Genomic DNA, 18,685 nt, shown 5'->3' with positions numbered 1-18,685 from the left:
ATGTCTGTAGGAGCGTCCTTGTGTCGCGAAAGGGCTGCGGAGCAGCCCCCAGCAGTCTTACAGAATATACCGAGACAGATCTTCGTTCTGCGCCAGCTCACCCAGATGGCCGTTGACGTACTCGGCGTCGATCCGGATCGGCGCGTCGTCATGCGCGCTGGCCAGGTCGCCAGCACTGAACGAAACCTCTTCGAGCAGACGTTCAAGCAGGGTGTGCAAACGACGCGCACCGATATTTTCGGTCTTCTCGTTGACCTGATAGGCAATCTCGGCCAGACGCTTGATGCCGTCGGCCGCGAACTCGATGGTGAGGCCTTCGGTCTTGAGCAGCTCGCGGTACTGTTCGGTCAGCGACGCGTGCGGCTCCTGCAGGATGCGCTCGAAGTCTTCCGGGGTGAGCGCCTTGAGTTCGACGCGGATCGGCAGACGGCCTTGCAGCTCGGGTACCAGGTCGCTCGGCTTGCTCAGGTGGAATGCACCGGAGGCGATGAACAGGATGTGGTCGGTCTTGACCATGCCCAGCTTGGTGTTGACCGTGCAGCCTTCGATCAGCGGCAGCAGGTCGCGCTGTACGCCTTCACGGGAGACATCGGCCCCGCCGACATTGCCGCGCTTGGCCACCTTGTCGATCTCGTCGATGAACACGATGCCGTGCTGCTCGACCGCTTCGAGGGCCTTGGCCTTGAGCTCTTCTTCGTTGACCAGGCGGCCCGCTTCTTCTTCGCGGACCATCTTCAGCGCTTCCTTGACCTTGAGTTTGCGCGACTTGCGCTTGCCCTTGCCCATGTTGGCGAACAGGCTCTGCAGCTGGTTGGTCATCTCTTCCATGCCGGGCGGAGCGGCGATGTCGACGCCCATGCTCTCGGCTACTTCGATCTCGATTTCCTTGTCGTCCAGCTGGCCTTCGCGCAGGCGCTTGCGGAACAGCTGACGGGTGTTGGTATCGCTGCTCGACGGCGCGGCTTCTTCGGCAAAGCTGCTGGCGCTGCGGGCCTGTGGCAGCAGTGCATCGAGTATCCGGTCTTCGGCGGCATCTTCGGCGCGGTGGCGCACACGGATGATTTCCTGCTCACGGAACAGCTTCAACGCAGCGTCGGCGAGGTCGCGAATGATCGACTCGACGTCGCGGCCAACGTAGCCGACTTCGGTGAACTTGGTCGCTTCGACCTTGATGAACGGCGCGTTGGCCAGCTTGGCCAGGCGACGGGCGATCTCGGTCTTGCCGACGCCGGTCGGACCGATCATCAGGATGTTTTTCGGGGTGACTTCAGCGCGCAGCTCAGCCGGCAGCTGCATGCGCCGCCAGCGGTTGCGCAGGGCAATGGCGACGGCGCGTTTGGCGTCGTCCTGGCCGATGATATGGCGGTTGAGTTCGTGGACGATTTCGCGGGGGGTCATGGACATGATCTATTCGGTCCTCGGGCACAGTAATCAGTGTGGAAAAGTCCCGCGCTGAGCGGGACGCCAGAACAACTGATCACTCGGCCAGGTCCTGCTCCTCGATGGTCAGGTTGTGGTTGGTGAACACGCAGATGTCACCGGCGATGTGCAGCGCGGTTTCGGCGATTTCGCGAGCCGACAGCTCAGTCTTGTCCAGTAGTGCGCGGGCAGCGGCCTGGGCGAAGGCGCCGCCGGAACCCATGGCGATCAGGCCGTCTTCTGGCTCGACCACGTCACCGTTGCCGGTGATGATCAGCGAGGCGTCTTTGTTGGCCACGGCGAGCATGGCTTCGAGGCGGCTCAGGGAACGGTCGGTGCGCCATTCCTTGGCCAGTTCGACGGCGGCGCGAACCAGGTGACCCTGGTGTTTTTCCAGCTGGCCTTCGAAGCGCTCGAACAGGGTGAAGGCATCGGCAGTGGCCCCGGCGAAGCCTGCAATGACCTGACCGTGGTACAGGCGGCGGACTTTTTTCGCGTTGCCTTTCATCACGGTGTTGCCGAGGGATACCTGGCCGTCGCCCGCCATGACGACTTTGCCGTGGCGGCGGACTGAAACGATGGTAGTCAAGGGAGAGTCTCCACGCAGCGGGGCGAAAATGCCTGATGCAGACTCATATGGGGGGAGGGGGGAAAGATTTCAACCTTGGCGGATGGATGGTTGGCTTCAGGGCCAAGCGATGCCCGATGGGGTACGCGGTCGGCGTAGGAGCGGCCTTGTGTCGCGAAAGGGTCGCGGAGCGGCCCCATATTTTCAGCTTCGCCGCCGACATCGCCGGGCCCGCTGTGCGGGCCTTTCGCGACACAAGGCCGCTCCTACAGATCGCGGTGTTCGCGGTCGGTGCAGGAACGGCCGCGCCAAGCCTCAGGCTTCGTGGCAGATGTGGCCGTCCACCAGCGTATAACGCACCGCACTCGGCAGGCAGTGGCCGATGAACGGGCAGTTGTCGCCGCGCGACAGCCAATGCTCACCCGCCACGGTCGAGGCCTTTGGATCAAACAACACCAGATCCGCCGCACCGCCAACCTTCAGCTCACCTGCCGGCAAGCGCAGTGCCTGGGCAGGCCCGCTGGTCAGTCGCGCAAGCAAGGTCGGCAGATCCAGCAGGCCATCCTCGACCAGCGTCATCGCCAACGGCAGCAACAGCTCGACGCTGCTGATACCAGGCTCGGTAGCGCCAAACGGCGCCAGCTTGGCATCGCGCTCGTGCGGCTGGTGATGGCTGGAAATCGCCTGGATCACCCCCGACTTGACCGCTTCACGCAGGCCATCGCGATCCGCCGCGGTGCGCAGCGGTGGCTGCACGTGGTACAGGCTGGAGAAGTCGCGCAGCGCTTCGTCGGTGAGGATCAGCTGGTACAACGCTACGTCGGCTGTGACCGGCAGGCCCAGTGCCTGCGCCTGGGCAATCAGGCGGGCGCCGCGGGCGCTGGTGATCTGGGTGAAGTGCGCACGCACGCCACTTTGCTCGACCAGCAGCAGGTTGCGCGCCAGGGCGACGGTTTCGGCGCTTTCCGGGATGCCGGGCAAGCCGAGGAAGCTGGCCATCGCACCTTCGTGGGCCAGCCCGCCGAGGGCCAGGTCATGGTCCTGGGAGTGAAACACCACGGTCAGGTCGAAGGTGGCGGCGTACTCCAGCGCGCGCGCCAGGGTGCGGTTGTTGGGGATCTGCTTCAAACCGTTGCCAAATGCTACGCAGCCGGTATCACGCAGGGCCACCAGCTCGGCCAGTTGCTCGCCTTCAAGGCCCTTGGTCAGGGCGCCGATCGGGTAGACCTTGCTGTTGCCGGCTTCACGGGCACGGTCGAGCACCAGCTCGGCCACTGCCGAGGTGTCCAGCACCGGCTTGGTCTGCGGTGGGCAGCACAGGCTGGTGACGCCACCGGCGACGGCTGCGCGGGTTTCGCTGGCGATGTTGCCCTTGCGGCTGTAGCCCGGCTCGCGCAGGGCGACGTCGAGGTCGACCAGGCCCGGTGCGGCGACCAGGCCGTTGGCGTCGATACTGCGGCTGGCGCTGAAACCGGCCGGGGCGGCGCCGATGGCGACTATCTTGCCCGCTTCCAGGTGCAGGTCGCTGATGCTGTCCAGGCCGCTAATCGGATCGATGACCCGGGCGCCAAGAATACTGATGCTCACAGGGCGTGCTCCTGGTCCAGTTGTCGTTGCGTGTTCTGCCCGCTCATGGCCATCGACAGCACCGCCATGCGCACGGCGATGCCGTAGGTGACCTGATTGAGGATCACCGAATGTTTGCCGTCGGCGACTGCCGATTCGATCTCGACGCCGCGGTTGATCGGCCCCGGATGCATGACGATGGCATCCGGTTTGGCCCCGGCCAGGCGCGCCGTGGTCAGGCCGAACAGGCGGTAGAACTCGCCTTCGCTGGGCAGCAGGCCGCCGGCCATGCGCTCACGCTGCAGGCGCAGCATGATCACCACGTCGACGTCCTTGAGGCCTTCGGCGAGGTCGGTGTAGACCTTCACGCCGTACTGCTCGATGCCCACCGGGATCAGGGTTTTCGGGCCGATCACGCGGATGTCCGGGCAGCCCAGGGTCTTCAGCGCGAGCATGTCGGAGCGGGCCACCCGCGAGTGCAGGATATCGCCGACGATGGCTACCGAGAGGTTCTCGAAGCTGCCTTTGTGGCGGCGAATGGCGAGCATGTCGAGCATGCCCTGGGTCGGGTGCGCGTGGCGGCCGTCGCCACCGTTGATCACGGCAACGTCCGGGCACACGTGCTCGGCGATGAAGTGCGCCGCGCCCGAGTCGGAGTGGCGCACGACGAACATGTCGGCGGCCATGGCCTCAAGGTTGCGCAGGGTGTCGAACAGGGTCTCTCCCTTGCTGGTCGAGGAGGTCGACACGTTCAGGCTGATGACGTCGGCCGACAGCCGCTGGGCCGCCAGCTCGAAGGTGGTGCGGGTGCGGGTGGAGTTTTCGAAGAACACGTTGCACACGGTCTTGCCGCGCAGCAACGGGACTTTCTTCACTGCCCGGTCGCCGACTTCAAGAAACGAGTCGGCAGTGTCGAGAATCTCGGTGAGCAGTTCGCGGGGCAAACCATCAAGCGAGAGGAAGTGGCGCAGCTGGCCCTGATCATTGAGCTGCAGCGGGCGCTTGGCGTCGAGTGGCGTCATCGCGGGGGACTCTTAAAGGGCGGAAGCGGTAGCAAGGTCCTGGCGCTCGAGGGCGAGCGGGGCCGGGCCGGTCAATTTTACCCGCTCATGGGCTGCCAGTGACAGCGTGGCGCCGAGCACGTTGGGCCGGATCGGCAGTTCGCCGGCATCCAGGTCAAGCAGGCACACCAGGGTGACGCTGGCCGGGCGGCCATAATCGAACAGTTCGTTGAGGGCAGCGCGAATTGTGCGCCCGCTCATCAGCACGTCATCGACCAGCACCAGGTGCTGACCTTCGACCTCGAACGGCAGCTCGGAGGGGCGCACTTGCGGGTGCAGGCCGTTCTGGCTGAAGTCGTCGCGATAGAACGACACATCCAGGGTGCCCAGCGGGCTGCTGTCGGCAAGCTCCTGCTGCAGCGCCTGAGCGACCCACACACCACCGGTGCGGATGCCGATGAAGCGCGGCTCGGCAATGTTGCGGCGGGCCAGGTGGGCGCGAAGGTCGACGGCCATCTGCCGGATCAACTCGGCGGGGTTGGGTAGGCTCATTGCGTGCTCCTCGGGGCGCCGGCAGACCCGGCGGCAAAGCGAAAGGTGGAATCAGTGACCGGTATTGGCCTCCAGCCAGCCCTGCAGGAGCAGCGCGGCGGCGATGGCGTCGACCGGGTTGTCGCGATAGGTGCCGCGCTGACCGCCACGGGCCATGCGCTCGCCCTTGGCTTCGAAGGTGGTCAGGCGCTCGTCGTGGGTGTGCACCGGCAGGTTATAGCGGCCGTGCAGGCGGTTGGCGAACTTCTGCGCGCGGGCGCTCATCTCGCTGGGGGTGCCGTCCATGTTCAGCGGCAGGCCAACGACGATGGCGTCGGGTTTCCATTCCTTGATCAGTTTTTCCACCTGGGCCCAATCCGGAATACCGTCCTGGGCACGCAGGGTGCACAGCTCGCGGGCCTGGCCGGTGATGACCTGGCCAACCGCCACGCCGATCTGTTTGGTGCCGTAGTCAAAGCCCAGCAGCAGGCGCACCTCGGCCATCAGGCGTGACCTGCCTGGCTGGTCAGCAGGCTGAGATTGATGCCCAGCGACGCTGCTGCCGCACTCAGGCGCTGGTCGCTGGCCAGGCTGAAGATGATTTCAGGGTCGAATGGGCAGTTGAGCCAGGCGTTGTCGGCAAGTTCGGCCTCCAGCTGGCCGGCTTCCCAACCCGCGTAACCGAGGGTGATCAGGCTCTGCGCCGGGCCTTCGCCGTTGGCCAGGGCAAACAGCACATCCTGCGAGGTCGACAGCGACAGGCCTTCGAGCTCGATGGTGGCCTCATAGCTGCGCTCGCTGCTGTGCAGAACAAAGCCGCGGTCGGTCTGTACCGGCCCGCCGATGTAGATCGGTACTTGCAGGGTACTCAACGGCGGTTCTTCGTCCGGGCGCAACTGCTCGAGGATGTCTGCCAGGTTGAGCTCCTGCGGCCGGTTGACCACCAGGCCCATGGCGCCATTGGCGTTGTGCTCAACGATATAGGTCAGGGTCTGGGCAAAGTTCGGATCGGCCATGTGCGGCATGGCGATCAGGAACTGATGCTTGAGGTAACTCGGAGTGAGGTTTTTCATGGGGGTAGTGTGGCGCCAGGCGACGCCAGCTTCAAGCTGCAAGCTGTGAGAAAAAACCACTGACGCGGTTTAGTTGCTCGACAGCCGGTCGCCGCGGGCAAAGCGCCAGGTACGAATGATCTCCAAACGGTCGAATTCGGCCAGATCACCGGTAAACGGCGCGAACGGCGCGGCAAGGCGAACGATGCGCTGCGCGGCCTGATCCAGCAGCGGTTGGCCGGACGACTCCAGCACCAGCACCTCGAACAACGAGCCATCGCGGTTGATCGAAACCATCATGCGCAGGTTGCCGTAGATCTGCTGGCGGCGCGCCTCGTCGGGGTAGTTGAGGTTGCCGACCCGCTCGACCTTCTTGCGCCACTCCTCTTTGTACCAGGCGCCTTTGTCGCGCATGGTCGAAGCCGCGTTCAAGCGATGGATCTTGGGCCGCTTGGCATACAGCTGCTGCTCGTTGGACAGCTCGGCTTCAAGGCTGGCGATCTGGCTCGACAGCTGCGAGCTGTCAAATTCCGGGGTCGCCGCAGGAGGCTTGGGCTGGGCCTTGGTTTCCTTCGGCTTGGGTTCGACCTTCTGCACCTTGGCTGCCGTGGTGGCGACCGCTGCCTTCTGCGGAGCAGGTGGCGTTTCGCGCTTGGCGGCCGGCGGAGGCGTGACCTTGTTGATCTTGCTGTCCTGAAACGGCGCCAGTTCAGTGGTCTTGGGCACCGCTTTCTTGTCCAGGGTACCGCTGCCTTGCTGGTTGTCCTGGGCCTGGAAGTCGGCCTTCTCAGGCGCTTTCTCGCTCTTGAAGGTTGCCAGGGTGATATCCATGGTGTGGCGGATTTCACTCGGCTTGACCACCGTGAAGCCGACCCCGAGGATCAGCGCCAGGTGCACCAGGGCAGCCAGAAACAAGGTAAAGCCAAGCCGGTCCACCGGGCGAACGCGGGGTGGCAGCAGGTCGGCAGGGATGTCAGCGGGCAGCGTCATCGGGTATCCAGCAATCGCCAGGCGGGGCAGCAGGTCAAAGGACCGGCATCATACCGCACTGAGCGATTGCGCTTCGCGTCGGTGGTCAGCGCGCCTTCAGCTTGCGATCAATGGCGTCCATCAACTGCACGCCGATCTGGGTGCCGTAGGCGTTGTCGATTTCGCGGATGCAGGTCGGGCTGGTCACGTTGATTTCGGTCAGATGCTCGCCGATCACGTCCAGGCCGACGAACAGCAGGCCCTTTTCGCGCAGGGTTGGCCCGACCTGGGCGGCGATCCAGCGGTCGCGCTCGCTCAGTTCGCGCGCTTCACCACGGCCGCCAGCAGCCAGGTTGCCACGGGTTTCGCCGCTGGCCGGGATGCGCGCCAGGCAGTACGGCACCGGCTCGCCGTCGATCATCAGGATACGCTTGTCGCCGTCCTTGATTGCCGGCAGGTAGGCCTGCGCCATGATCTGCTGGGAGCCAAGCGCGGTCAGGGTTTCGAGGATCACCGACAGGTTCGGGTCACCGACCCGGTGGCGGAAGATCGAGGTGCCGCCCATGCCGTCCAGCGGCTTGAGGATCACATCGCCATGCTCGGCGGCAAACGCACGGATGATGTCCGGGCGGCGGCTGACCAGGGTCGGCGGGGTGCACTGCGGGAACAGCGTGGCGAACAGCTTTTCGTTGCAGTCGCGCAGGCTCTGCGGGCGATTGACCACCAGTACCCCGGCAGCTTCGGCCTGCTCCAGCAGGTAGGTGCTGTAGACGAACTCCATGTCGAACGGCGGATCCTTGCGCATCAGGATCACGTTGAGGTCGCTCAGCGGTGCGTCGATTTCAGCCTCCAGCTCGAACCACTTCTCGGGATTGGCGAATACCTGCAGCGGGCGCATCTTCGCCCGCGCCACGCCTGCGCTCTGGTACAGGTCCTGCTGCTCCATGTAGAACAGCGTCCAGCCGCGGGCCTGGGCTGCCAGCAGCATGGCCAGCGAACTGTCCTTTTTGTAGGAGATGGACGCGATAGGGTCCATGACAATCCCGAGGCGAACGCTCATGGGGGAATTCCTCTTGGCGGCAATTGGCCGCGATGGCAATAGATAAAGTGGCTCAGGGTGGCGCCGCGCGCGCCGTCGGTCAAGGGGGCGGCGATGGCAAAGGCTGTCAGGATGCGTGCAGCTTCAAGCTGCACGCTATAAGCTGCTGGTAAATGCGCACAGTCGCTGGCGCAGCGCTTTTTCCGGGCGCGTGAACCTTGTACTGTGCGGCGCAACGTCATTGTCGGTAGGCGATTATGGAACAACCCCTGAAGGTGATGGTGATCGACGATTCACGCACGATCCGCCGCACTGCGCAGCTGCTGCTGGGTGAGGTCGGCTGTGAAGTGATCACCGCCAGCGACGGCTTTGACGCGCTGGCCAAGATTGTCGACCATAGGCCGCGGATCATCTTCGTCGACGTGCTGATGCCGCGTCTGGACGGTTACCAGACCTGCGCCGTGATCAAGCACAACAGCGCCTTCAAGGACACCCCGGTGATCCTGCTGTCGTCGCGTGATGGCCTGTTCGACAAAGCCCGCGGCCGCGTCGTTGGCTCTGATCAATTTTTGACCAAACCATTCAGCAAAGAAGAATTGCTTGAGGCGATCCGGGCCCATGTGCCGGAATTTGCCGCTCAGGCGCAACCTGCATCCTGACCGCGCCTGGCATGGCGGCGGCACTTTCCTTCAATGGGGAACAGCATGGCCCGAGTTCTGATTGTCGATGATTCGCCGACAGAGTTGCACAAACTCACCGCGATCCTGGAAAAGCATGGCCATGAGGTGCTCAAGGCCGACAACGGCGCCAACGGCGTGGCGCTGGCCCGCCAGGAAAAGCCCGATGTGGTCCTGATGGACATCGTCATGCCCATCCTCAACGGCTTTCAGGCAACTCGCCAGCTGAGCAAGGACGCCGCTACCAGCGGCATCCCGGTAATCGTCATCACCGCCAAGGACCAGGAAACCGATCGGGTCTGGGCGGCGCGCCAGGGCGCGCGTGATTTTCTCATCAAGCCGGTCGATGAAGACTCGCTGCTGGCCAAGCTGAAAGCGGTGCTCGACATTTGACCACCCGCCGCGCCTCGCTGACTGCGTTCGAGCTGCTGCTCGACATCGATCGCCGCTGCCGTCTGCTGGAGGCCGATCAGCCGTCGCAGGACAGCCGGCTGCAACAGTGGAGCGGGATTGGCTTTCGCGTTGCCGAACAGTGGTTCGTGGCGCCCATGGTCGAAGTCGCCGAAGTCTTGCGCGAGCCGCGCAGCAGCCGCGTCCCCGGCGTGCAGCCGTGGGTCTGCGGGGTGGCCAACCTGCGTGGGCGGCTGTTGCCGGTGATGGACCTGAGCAGTTTTTTTGGCCTTGGGCCACTGCCGCCAGGCAAGCAACGGCGGGTGCTGGTGCTGGATCACGAGGCACTGTTTGCCGGCTTGCTGGTCGATGAGGTGCTGGGGTTGCAGCACTTCAGCCTGAGCAGCCTTGAGCTGTCGCCACCGCAGCCGTTGCTGGCGGCGGCGACGCCGTTTGTGCAGGGCCATTTTGCCCGCGAGCACAACTGGGCCATCTTCAGCCCGCTGGCCCTGGCCCAGGCGCCGGGTTTTCTTGATGTAGCGTTGTAGAGGATCGATCGTGAACAAGCCTGTCAGCCCCGTCACTCCACCGGCCGTGACCCCGCGCGTGCGCAGCAGTGCGCAGATCACCGTGCTGTTCGTGGTGCTGATCCTGTCGATCATCCTGCTGTTCGCCAACTTCGCCTACCTCAATACCCAGTCCAATTACGACAAGCAGTACATCGGCCACGCCGGTGAGCTGCGCGTGCTGTCCCAACGTATCGCCAAGAACGCTACCGAGGCCGCTGCCGGCAAGGCCCTGGCGTTTCGCCTGCTGTCGGATGCGCGCAACGACTTCGAGCGGCGCTGGGGCTACCTGCGTGAAGGTGACAAGGCCACCGCGCTGCCGGCAGCGCCAGCCAAGGTCCGCGATGAAATGGAAGCGGTGCGCCAGGACTGGGAGACGCTGCGCAAGAACACCGACGTGATCCTCGCCAGCGAACAGACCGTGTTGTCGCTGCACCAGGTCGCGGCCACCCTGGCCGAGACCGTGCCGCAGTTGCAGGTCGAATACGAGAAGGTGGTCGAGATCCTCCTGCAAAGCGGTGCCCCCGCCGCGCAAGTGGCGGTAGCCCAGCGCCAGTTGTTGCTGGCTGAGCGGATTCTGGGTTCGGTCAACACCGTGCTGGCCGGCGATGACTCGGCAGCGCAGGCGGCCGATGCCTTTGGCCGCGATGCCAGCCGCTTTGGTCAGGTGCTTGAAGGCATGCTCGGCGGCAACCCGGCGATCCAGGTCACTCGGGTCGAGGACGCCGATGCCCGCGCGCGGCTGGCGGAGATTGCCGAGCTGTTCCAGTTTGTCTCCGGCAGTGTCGATGAAATCCTCGAAACCTCCCCCGAACTGTTCCGCGTGCGCGAAGCGGCGAGCAATATTTTCAGCCTGTCGCAAACCCTGCTCGATGAAGCCTCGCACCTGGCCAACAGCTTCGAGAACCTGGCCAACGGGCGCACCCTTGATACCGTTGGCGGCTACGTGCTCGGCTTGCTGGCGCTGGCCTCGATCATCCTCATCGGCTCGGTGATGGTCCGCGCGACCAATCGCCAGCTGCGCGAAACCGCGGAAAAGAACGAGCGCAACCAGCAGGCAATCATGCGCCTGCTCGACGAAATCGAGGAGTTGGCCGACGGCGACCTGACAGTGACGGTGTCGGTCACCGAAGACTTCACCGGGGCCATCGCCGACTCGATCAACTACTCGGTGGACCAGCTGCGTGACCTGGTCACCACCATCAACCACAGCGCCCTGCAGGTTGCCGCCGCCGTGCAGGACACGCAGAACACAGCACGCCAGCTGGCCAAGGCCTCTGAGCAGCAGGCCGAGCAGATCAGCGAAGCCTCGGTGGCGGTGGGCGACATGGTCGAGTCGATCGACCGGGTGTCGGCCCACGCCTACGAGTCGGCCAAGGTCGCCGAGCGTTCGGTGGCCATCGCCAACAAAGGCAACGAGGTGGTGCACAACACCATCCACGGCATGGACAACATTCGCGAGCAGATCCAGGACACCGCCAAACGGATCAAGCGCCTGGGTGAGTCGTCTCAGGAGATCGGCGACATCGTCAGCCTGATCGACGACATTGCCGAACAGACCAACATTCTCGCCCTCAACGCAGCGATTCAGGCCTCGCTGGCCGGTGAAGCCGGCCGCGGTTTTGCCGTGGTTGCCGACGAAGTCCAGCGTCTGGCCGAACGCTCGTCGTCGGCCACCCGGCAGATCGAGGCGTTGGTGCGGACCATCCAGACCGACACCAACGAGGCGGTCATCTCCATGGAGCAGACCACCGCCGAAGTAGTCCGCGGAGCGCGTCTGGCGCAGGATGCCGGGGTGGCTCTGGCGGAGATCGAAGGCGTCTCGCAGACCCTCGCCGAGCTGATCCACAGTATTTCCGATGCCGCCCAACTGCAGACCTCTTCAGCCGGGCAGATTTCCCACACCATGGCTGTGATCCAGCAGATTACCGCGCAGACCTCGAGCGGCTCCGGCGCCACCGCCGACAGCATTCGCCACCTGGCGCGGATGGCCAGCGAGATGCGCCGCTCGGTCTCCGGTTTTACCTTGCCGGCCCCGGCCGAACCCCGCTGAGGAGTAACCCATGGCCTCGGCAGCAGTAAGCCCCGAACGTCACGACACGGTCGCCCTGGCCTGGACCAAGGCGCCCATTCTCGATTGCCTGGCCCAGGCCCGGCAGGCGCTTGAGCGGTTTGCCGGCGACCCGACGGAGCTGGCCACGCTGGCGCTGTATGTGGATAACCTGCACCTGGTCCACGGTTGCCTGCGCATGCTTGAACTGCGCGGGGCGACGCGCCTGGCCGAAGAACTCGAGCTGCTCGGGCGGGCCATGGCCGACGGCCAGATCAGCCCGCGCGGCGACTGCCTGGGCGCGATGTTCCGTGGCCTTGAACAGCTACCACCTTACCTTGAGCGCCTGCGCGGCGCCCGCCACGACTTGCCGCTGGTGATGCTGCCGTTGCTCAATCGCCTGCGTGAGTGCCGTGGTGTCGAGCCATTGGCCCAGGGCAGCCTGATGGGTGAAGCGGCGCAGCGCCTGGCCGGTGCTGCCGACTTGGCTGACCTGGACCTGTCGCTGGGCAACTGGCGCGAGCAACTACAGGCTGGCCAGGGCCGCGACGCCCTGCGTTCGGTGGTGGCGGCGCTGTGCGATGACCTGATGCGGATCAAGGACTGCCTCGATCAGTTTGTCCGAGGCGAGCAATCGCGCGAGCAACTGGACGCCTTGGTCGCGCCCTTGCGTCAGGTCGCAGACACCCTGGCAGTGTTGAATTTCCAGCAACCGCGGCGGGTCATCATCGATCAGGTGCTGGCGTTGCAGGCTCTGGCACAGGATCAGCAGAGCGTCGACGATGCGCTGTTGATGGACGTTGCCGGGGCCCTGCTGTACGTCGAGGCAACCCTCAATGGTATGGTCGGCCCGCTGGAAGAAAGCGGCCAGGGCAGCATGCCCGGCTCGGACATGGCGCACATCCGCCACGTGGTCCTCAGCGAAGCGGTGTCGGTGCTGCAACAGGCCAAGGACCTGATTGGCGACTGCCTCGAATCGGGCTGGCCACGTCAGCGCTTGCAAGCCTTGCCGGGGTTGTTGCAGCAAGTGCGCGGTGCATTGGCGATGCTCATGCTGCCTGCTGCCGCCGAGCTGTTTGCCGGTGCCGCAGGCTATGTGCAGGGCTGGCTGGCGCATCTGGAGGAAGAGCCACAGCTGGATGAACTGACCCACCTGGCCGATGCGTTGTGTGCCGGCGAATGCTATTTGCAGTGGCGCGTGGCTGATCCGCTGGCCGACGCCCAGCCGTTCATCGACATGGCCCGGTCCAGCCTGGCGGCGCTTGGCGTGAACTGTGAGCATGGCGCACTAGCTGATGAAGGCGAGGAAATCGACGCCGAGTTGCGCGAGGTATTCCTTGAAGAAGCCAACGAGCTGCCGCCCGAGATCGAACGCCACTGGCTGCGCTGGCGTGCCGACAACAGCCTGCGTGAGGCGCTGATCGAAGTGCGCCGGGCTTTGCACACGCTCAAGGGCAGCGGCCGCATGGTCCGCGCCGAAGCTCTGGCGGAGCTGGCCTGGGGCGCCGAGCGGCTGATCAACCGGGTGCTCGAAGGCCGGGTCGGCCTGGCCGGGCAAGGCCTGGTCGCCTTGCAGCAGGCTTTCGTGCGACTGCCGGACCTGCTCGCCGACTTCGCCGTGGGCCATTTGCCGCCGCTGGCCGAGGTCGAGCATCTGGTCAGCCAGTTGCACGCGCTGGCCGTCAACGAAGCCCCTGTCGCGGCGGGGCTGGATGGGCTTGATCCGCAGTTGCTGGAGATCTTCCGTAACGAGGCGCAAGGCCATCTGGCCAGCCTCGAGGCGTTTCTGCTAGCTGCCGACAGCCATGGCACGCCGGTCAGCGACAGCTTGCAGCGCGCGCTGCACACGCTCAAGGGCAGCGCCGCCATGGCCGGGGTGATGCCGATCGCCGAGCTGGCCACGGCCTTCGATCGGCTCGCGCGGGAATACCGCAGCCATGAGTTGCGCCTGCAACAGACCGAACTCGAGTGGCTGGAAGCCGCCCACGCGCTGTTCCATCTGGGCCTGGCGCAGCTGCACAGCACACCGCTGGCGCCCATCGCCGGCGCCGCCGAGTTGATCGAACAGGTTGGTCAGGGCGTCGATGCTCAGTTAGCGGCATTGCACGACGAATCCTCGGCCAATCGCCGTAGTCGGCGTGACCCGCAGCTGATCGCCAGCTTTCTGGCCGAGAGCATGGACATTCTGCTCGATGCCGAGTCGCTGCTGGCGCGCTGGCAGCAGCAACCGCAGCAGCGTCAGGAGCTGGAAACCCTGCTCGACGAACTGACCAATCTCAGCCACGGCGCGAACCTGGCCGACCTCTGGCAAGTGGACGAGGTCTGCGAGGCGCTGCTCGATCTGTACGGTGCGGTGGAAGAGGGCAGCCTGGTCGCCGACACGCGCTTTTTCAACCAGGCCCGTCAGGCCCACGACGTGCTGATCGACATGCTCGACGAGATTGCCGCCGGGCAGGAAGTCAGCTCGCGCAGCGAGTGCGTCGACGGTTTGCGCGCACTGCTCGATCAAGCGCTGGCGCCCGATGGCACCGGCCTGATCGGCCGTGATGGGGTCACGCCGCTGCCGCCCCTCGAATATGCGCAAGTAGTGCAGCCAGCGCTGCTCGAAGCACCACCCGAGCCAAGTCAGGCTCCGGCTACTGTAGAGCCTGTTGAACCCGCCGAAGCGGCGGACAGCCCAGGTGATCAGGAGCTACTCGAGGTGTTCCTCGAAGAAAGCTCGGACATCGTCGAAAGCTCTGCGGCAGCGCTGGCCCGCTGGCAGGCCGACCCGCGCAGCAGTGTCGAGGTCGAGACCCTGCTGCGCGACCTGCATACGCTCAAGGGCGGCGCGCGCATGGTCGAAATCGCCGCGATCGGCGACCTCGCCCATGAGCTGGAATTTCTCTACGAGCTGCTTGCCGCTGGCCGCCTGCCGCCGACCGCAGCGCTGTTTGCCCTGCTGCAGAACTGCCACGACCGCCTGGCGCACATGCTCGATGCGGTGCGCCTGGGCGAGCCGCTGCATGCGGCCACGGCGCTGATCGACTACATCCGCAACTTCAGCAGCGCGGCGTTGACCGACAGCGCCGCCGCGCCGGCCATCGCCAGCGAAGCGGCAGTGCCCGCTGAACCGGCAGCGGTTGCCCCGGAGCGGGCGCCGGGCGATATGGTCAAGGTCGATGCCGAGCTGCTCGATGATCTTGGCAACCTGGCCGGCGAGCACGCGCTGATCCGCGGCCGTATCGAGCAGCAGGTCAGCGACGCCCAGTTCGCCCTCAGCGAGATGGAAACCACCCTTGAGCGCATGCGTGATCAGTTGCTGCGCCTGGAGATAGAAACTCAGGCCAGCAGCGCCAGCCGTTATCAGGCTGAAAGCGACAGCTATGACGATTTCGATCCGCTGGAAATGGACCGCCATTCACAGTTGCAGCAACTGTCGCGGGCGCTGTTCGAATCCGCCTCGGACCTGCTCGACCTGAAGGAAACCCTGGCTCAGGGGGCGCAGGAAGCCCACGGCCTGCTGCAGCAGCAGGCGCGGGTCAACAGCCAGTTGCAGGAGGGCCTTACCGCTACCCTGATGGTGCCGTTCGAGCGCCTGGTGCCGCGTTTGCAACGTGTCGTGCGGCAGGTCTCCAGCGAACTCGGCAAGCAGGTCGAGTTGGTGGTCGGCAATGCCGAGAGCGAGCTTGACCGCAGCGTGCTGGAGCGCATGGTGGCGCCGCTTGAACACATGCTGCGCAACGCCGTCGACCATGGCCTGGAGTCGCGCGAGGCGCGCCTGGCTGCCGGTAAACCTGAGCAAGGTACGATCCATCTGAATCTGCTCCACGAAGGCGCCGACATCGTTATCGAGATGAGTGACGACGGTGCCGGGGTGCCGCTCGCGGCGGTGCGCGACAAAGCCATCAAGCGCGGCCTGCTCGATCCGCGCGCGCGCCTGAGCGACCACGAAATCCTCCAGTTCATCCTCCGCCCCGGTTTCTCGACGGCAGAAAAGATCACTCAGATTTCCGGCCGCGGGCTGGGCATGGATGTTGTTCATGAAGAGGTCAAGCAGCTCGGCGGCGCCATGAGCATCGCTTCCAGCCCCGGCAAGGGCGCGCGCTTCCAGATCCGCCTGCCATTCACGGTGTCGATCAACCGCGCCTTGATGGTCCACCTGGGTGATGAGCAATACGCCATTCCGCTCAACACCATCGAAGGCATCGTCCGCGTGCCGCCCAGCGAACTGGCTGCCTGCTACCAGCTGGATACGCCGAGCTACGTGTATGGCGGCCACGCCTACCAGCTGCGCTACCTGGGCGAGTTGCTGCAAAGCGGTGTTGCCCGGCCTGGCCTGCTTGGCCAGAGCGTGCCGCTGCCGGTGATCCTGGTGCATTCGCAGGAAGCGTCGTTCGCGATCCAGGTCGACAGCCTGTCACCCAGCCGCGAGATCGTGGTCAAGAGCCTCGGCCCGCAGTTTGCTGCAGTGCCGGGGCTGTCCGGGGCAACCTTGCTCGGTGACGGTCGGGTGGTGCTGATTCTCGATCTGCTCGGCCAGCTCCGCGGCCAGCAACGGCGTCTGGCCCGGCTGCCCAGTGGCGATGTACATCAACAGCGGCAGTTCGAGGCCGCGCCTCGGCAACGGTTGGTGATGGTGGTCGACGATTCGGTAACGGTGCGCAAGGTCACCAGCCGCTTGCTCGAGCGCCACGGCATGAGCGTGCTGACCGCGAAGGACGGCGTTGATGCCATGGCCCTGCTGGCAGAGCATCGGCCTGACGTACTGCTGCTGGACATCGAAATGCCCCGTATGGATGGCTTTGAAGTGGCCACGCGGATCCGTCAGGACCAGCGCCTGAAGGACCTGCCGATCATCATGATTACCTCGCGCAGCGGCCATAAGCACCGCGACCGAGCCATGGCCATCGGCGTCAACGAATACCTGGGCAAGCCGTATCAGGAGTCGCTGCTGCTGCAAAGCATTGCCCACTGGAGCCAAACCCATGCTTGAACATATCGCCGGCCAACGCAGCAGCCTGACCGGCCTGCTGCTGCCCCTAGGTGATCGGACCCTGGTTCTGCCGAATGTGGCTGTGGCAGAGTTGATCGGCCAGCGTGCGTTGTCTTGTCAGATCGGTGAGCCAAACTGGCACCTGGGCTGGCTCGACTGGCGCCAGCAACGCTTGCCGCTGATTGGTTTCGAGGCGGCCTGTGGCGGCCAGACGGTGTGCGGCGAGCGCGCGCGGATTGTCGTGCTCAATGCGTTGGGTGATACCGGCCTGCGCTACCTGGCGTTGCTGCTGCAGGGCATCCCGCGGGCGTGCAAGCTGGACAGCCAGCTCAATTATGTCGATGTGCCGTTGAACGCGCTGGAGCTGGCGGCGGTCCAGGTAGGCGAGCAAGTAGCGCGGGTGCCGGACCTGGTCGCGCTGGAGCGGATGGTGCGCGAGGCGGCGCTGCGCTGAAACCCGGAACTAGCGAGGAGGTCTTTGACTGCATGTATTACGGTGAACGCTTCAATGCCTGGACGCACCTGGTCGGTGCCATCTTGGCTTTCATCGGTGCCAGCTGGCTGATCATCACCGCCGGCCTGCAAGGCGACCCATGGAAGATCATCAGCTTCTCGATCTACGGCGGTACCCTGGTGCTGCTATACAGCACCTCGACCCTGTACCACAGCACCCGCGGCCAGGCCAAAGTGATCATGCGCAAGCTCGATCACCTGTCGATCTACCTGCTGATTGCCGGCAGCTACACCCCGTTCTGCCTGATCAGCCTGCGCGGCCCGTGGGGCTGGAGCCTGTTCGGGGTGGTCTGGGGGTTGGCGGTGATCGGCATGCTGCAAGAGATCAAGCCGCGCTCGGAAGCGCGGATTCTGTCGATCATCATCTACGCGCTGATGGGCTGGATCGTGCTGGTAGCGGTCAAGCCGCTGCTGCAGACTTTGGGCACTGCCGGTTTTGCCTGGCTGGCGGCCGGTGGTGCGTGCTACACCATCGGCATCATCTTCTTCGCCTATGACAGCCGCTTTCGCCACTGGCACGGCATCTGGCACCTGTTCGTGATTGCCGGCAGCCTGCTGCACTTCATCGCCATCAGCTTCTACGTGCGCTGAGCAGCAGTTAAAAATCGCCCCACAGCTGCTGCGCTACTGCGAGCGCCACTACCGGCGCGGTTTCGGTACGCAGCACGCGTGGGCCGAGGCGCGCGGCATGGTAGCTGGCGGCCTTGGCCTGCTCGACCTCGGCGTCGGTCAAACCGCCTTCAGGGCCGATTAGAAACGCCAGCCGCTCAGGCCGCTGGTGACTGGTCAGCGGCTCGGCGACCGGGTGCAGCACCAGCTTCAGGTCAGCCTCGGTTGCCTTCAGCCACTCGGCCAGGGTCAATGGCGGATTGATCAGCGGCAGGGTCGAGCGGCCGCATTGTTCGCAGGCGCTGACCGCCACCTGGCGCCAGTGCGCCAGACGCTTGTCGGCGCGTTCGTCTTTGAGCCGCACTTCGCAACGTTCGCTGACGATCGGGGTAATCTGGTTGACGCCCAGTTCGGTGGCTTTCTGGATGGCCCAGTCCATCCGCTCGCCGCGCGACAGGCCTTGGCCGAGGTGCACGTGCAGGCTTGAGTCGGCCTGGCCGGGCAGAGCCTGGTCGAGGCTGACGCGCACGCTCTTCTTGCCCACTTCAAGCAGTTGGCCGAGGTACTCCTGGCCGCTGCCATCGAACAGCTGCACGGCATCGCCGGCGGCCATGCGCAGCACGCGGCCGATGTAATGGGCCTGGGCTTCGGGGAGGTCGTGTTCGCCGATGGACAGCGGGGCGTCGATAAAGAAGCGGGACAGTCTCATGGTTCTGCTCTGGAATTAGGGAAGACACATACACCTCGGCGGCGGGAGAGC

General features: G+C 64.9%; 17 protein-coding genes. 7 read left to right on the top strand and 10 right to left on the bottom strand.

All coding sequences use genetic code 11. From position 1 onward, the window contains the following. Positions 1 to 57: 57 nt before the first annotated feature. The 9 genes from hslU to gshB all read right to left on the bottom strand — a co-directional run bounded on the left by hslU (position 58) and on the right by gshB (position 8,166). A complete protein-coding gene (gene hslU, locus AC58X1_RS10920; RefSeq protein WP_259074516.1) occupies positions 58 to 1,404 on the bottom strand; it encodes an ATP-dependent protease ATPase subunit HslU in 1,347 nt (448 codons plus the stop codon). A gap of 73 nt (positions 1,405 to 1,477) precedes the next feature. Continuing rightward, entirely contained in the window at positions 1,478 to 2,008 is a 531-nt protein-coding gene (hslV, locus tag AC58X1_RS10915; RefSeq protein ID WP_188035187.1) for an ATP-dependent protease subunit HslV, read from the bottom strand. Between the two features lie 294 nt (positions 2,009 to 2,302). Further along, positions 2,303 to 3,574: a dihydroorotase gene (locus AC58X1_RS10910; RefSeq protein ID WP_101315716.1), complete on the bottom strand. Its 1,272-nt coding sequence runs from the start codon at positions 3,572 to 3,574 to the stop codon at positions 2,303 to 2,305. After that, entirely contained in the window at positions 3,571 to 4,575 is a 1,005-nt protein-coding gene (locus tag AC58X1_RS10905) for an aspartate carbamoyltransferase catalytic subunit (protein WP_101315718.1), read from the bottom strand. Before AC58X1_RS10905 ends, AC58X1_RS10910 begins: the two co-directional genes overlap by 4 nt. A 12-nt stretch (positions 4,576 to 4,587) precedes the next feature. Further along, complete coding sequence (gene pyrR, locus AC58X1_RS10900) at positions 4,588 to 5,106, bottom strand: bifunctional pyr operon transcriptional regulator/uracil phosphoribosyltransferase PyrR (protein WP_103435772.1); 519 nt, start codon at positions 5,104 to 5,106, stop codon at positions 4,588 to 4,590. A 51-nt stretch (positions 5,107 to 5,157) separates the two neighbouring features. Further along, positions 5,158 to 5,589 carry a Holliday junction resolvase RuvX gene (gene ruvX / locus AC58X1_RS10895; RefSeq protein ID WP_101315722.1) on the bottom strand — a complete coding sequence of 144 codons (432 nt, stop codon included), beginning with the start codon at positions 5,587 to 5,589 and terminating at the stop codon, positions 5,158 to 5,160. Beyond that, complete coding sequence (locus AC58X1_RS10890) at positions 5,589 to 6,158, bottom strand: YqgE/AlgH family protein (protein ID WP_101315724.1); 570 nt, start codon at positions 6,156 to 6,158, stop codon at positions 5,589 to 5,591. The genes ruvX and AC58X1_RS10890 overlap by 1 nt, the downstream gene beginning before the upstream one ends. A 69-nt stretch (positions 6,159 to 6,227) precedes the next feature. After that, positions 6,228 to 7,127: an energy transducer TonB gene (locus tag AC58X1_RS10885; protein ID WP_220632943.1), complete on the bottom strand. Its 900-nt coding sequence runs from the start codon at positions 7,125 to 7,127 to the stop codon at positions 6,228 to 6,230. Between the two features lie 85 nt (positions 7,128 to 7,212). Continuing rightward, entirely contained in the window at positions 7,213 to 8,166 is a 954-nt protein-coding gene (gene gshB, locus AC58X1_RS10880; RefSeq protein WP_101315728.1) for a glutathione synthase, read from the bottom strand. Positions 8,167 to 8,402: 236 nt separating this feature from the next. On the opposite strand from gshB, the gene AC58X1_RS10875 reads away from it, so the two are divergent. The 7 genes from AC58X1_RS10875 to trhA are packed head-to-tail and all read left to right on the top strand — an operon-like array spanning position 8,403 to position 17,907. Beyond that, positions 8,403 to 8,804 carry a response regulator gene (locus AC58X1_RS10875; protein ID WP_101315730.1) on the top strand — a complete coding sequence of 134 codons (402 nt, stop codon included), beginning with the start codon at positions 8,403 to 8,405 and terminating at the stop codon, positions 8,802 to 8,804. A gap of 45 nt (positions 8,805 to 8,849) precedes the next feature. Next, a complete protein-coding gene (gene pilH / locus AC58X1_RS10870) occupies positions 8,850 to 9,215 on the top strand; it encodes a twitching motility response regulator PilH (protein ID WP_101322927.1) in 366 nt (121 codons plus the stop codon). Next, positions 9,212 to 9,760: a chemotaxis protein CheW gene (locus tag AC58X1_RS10865; protein ID WP_101315732.1), complete on the top strand. Its 549-nt coding sequence runs from the start codon at positions 9,212 to 9,214 to the stop codon at positions 9,758 to 9,760. The genes pilH and AC58X1_RS10865 overlap by 4 nt, the downstream gene beginning before the upstream one ends. A 10-nt stretch (positions 9,761 to 9,770) precedes the next feature. After that, entirely contained in the window at positions 9,771 to 11,831 is a 2,061-nt protein-coding gene (locus tag AC58X1_RS10860) for a methyl-accepting chemotaxis protein (protein ID WP_101315734.1), read from the top strand. Between the two features lie 10 nt (positions 11,832 to 11,841). Then, entirely contained in the window at positions 11,842 to 16,803 is a 4,962-nt protein-coding gene (locus tag AC58X1_RS10855) for an Hpt domain-containing protein (protein ID WP_497428834.1), read from the top strand. After that, positions 16,796 to 17,257: a chemotaxis protein CheW gene (locus AC58X1_RS10850; protein ID WP_103435779.1), complete on the top strand. Its 462-nt coding sequence runs from the start codon at positions 16,796 to 16,798 to the stop codon at positions 17,255 to 17,257. The genes AC58X1_RS10855 and AC58X1_RS10850 overlap by 8 nt, the downstream gene beginning before the upstream one ends. Before the next feature lie 32 nt (positions 17,258 to 17,289). Next, positions 17,290 to 17,907, top strand: a complete 618-nt coding sequence (gene trhA, locus AC58X1_RS10845; protein ID WP_101315740.1) for a PAQR family membrane homeostasis protein TrhA — start codon at positions 17,290 to 17,292, stop codon at positions 17,905 to 17,907. 7 nt (positions 17,908 to 17,914) lie between these two features. Here the strand turns inward: trhA and AC58X1_RS10840 are convergent, their stop codons facing one another. After that, positions 17,915 to 18,634 carry a 16S rRNA (uracil(1498)-N(3))-methyltransferase gene (locus AC58X1_RS10840; RefSeq protein ID WP_497428833.1) on the bottom strand — a complete coding sequence of 240 codons (720 nt, stop codon included), beginning with the start codon at positions 18,632 to 18,634 and terminating at the stop codon, positions 17,915 to 17,917. Positions 18,635 to 18,685 lie beyond the last annotated feature (51 nt).

This window comes from Pseudomonas sp. PGPR N4 (assembly GCF_059693665.1).
The sequence above is the reverse complement of the archived record's forward strand: the minus strand, read 5'-3'. Positions and strand labels throughout refer to the sequence as shown.

Excerpts from the sequence above, each read along its gene's own strand:
- hslU (WP_259074516.1), bottom strand. The coding sequence starts at position 1,404 with ATGTCCATGACCCCCCGCGAAATCGTCCACGAACTCAACCGCCATATC.
- AC58X1_RS10905 (WP_101315718.1), bottom strand. The coding sequence starts at position 4,575 with ATGACGCCACTCGACGCCAAGCGCCCGCTGCAGCTCAATGATCAGGGC.
- pyrR (WP_103435772.1), bottom strand. The coding sequence starts at position 5,106 with ATGAGCCTACCCAACCCCGCCGAGTTGATCCGGCAGATGGCCGTCGAC.
- ruvX (WP_101315722.1), bottom strand. The coding sequence starts at position 5,589 with ATGGCCGAGGTGCGCCTGCTGCTGGGCTTTGACTACGGCACCAAACAG.
- AC58X1_RS10890 (WP_101315724.1), bottom strand. The coding sequence starts at position 6,158 with ATGAAAAACCTCACTCCGAGTTACCTCAAGCATCAGTTCCTGATCGCC.
- AC58X1_RS10885 (WP_220632943.1), bottom strand. The coding sequence starts at position 7,127 with ATGACGCTGCCCGCTGACATCCCTGCCGACCTGCTGCCACCCCGCGTT.
- gshB (WP_101315728.1), bottom strand. The coding sequence starts at position 8,166 with ATGAGCGTTCGCCTCGGGATTGTCATGGACCCTATCGCGTCCATCTCC.
- AC58X1_RS10875 (WP_101315730.1), top strand. The coding sequence starts at position 8,403 with ATGGAACAACCCCTGAAGGTGATGGTGATCGACGATTCACGCACGATC.
- pilH (WP_101322927.1), top strand. The coding sequence starts at position 8,850 with ATGGCCCGAGTTCTGATTGTCGATGATTCGCCGACAGAGTTGCACAAA.
- AC58X1_RS10855 (WP_497428834.1), top strand. The coding sequence starts at position 11,842 with ATGGCCTCGGCAGCAGTAAGCCCCGAACGTCACGACACGGTCGCCCTG.
- AC58X1_RS10850 (WP_103435779.1), top strand. The coding sequence starts at position 16,796 with ATGCTTGAACATATCGCCGGCCAACGCAGCAGCCTGACCGGCCTGCTG.
- trhA (WP_101315740.1), top strand. The coding sequence starts at position 17,290 with ATGTATTACGGTGAACGCTTCAATGCCTGGACGCACCTGGTCGGTGCC.
- AC58X1_RS10840 (WP_497428833.1), bottom strand. The coding sequence starts at position 18,634 with ATGAGACTGTCCCGCTTCTTTATCGACGCCCCGCTGTCCATCGGCGAA.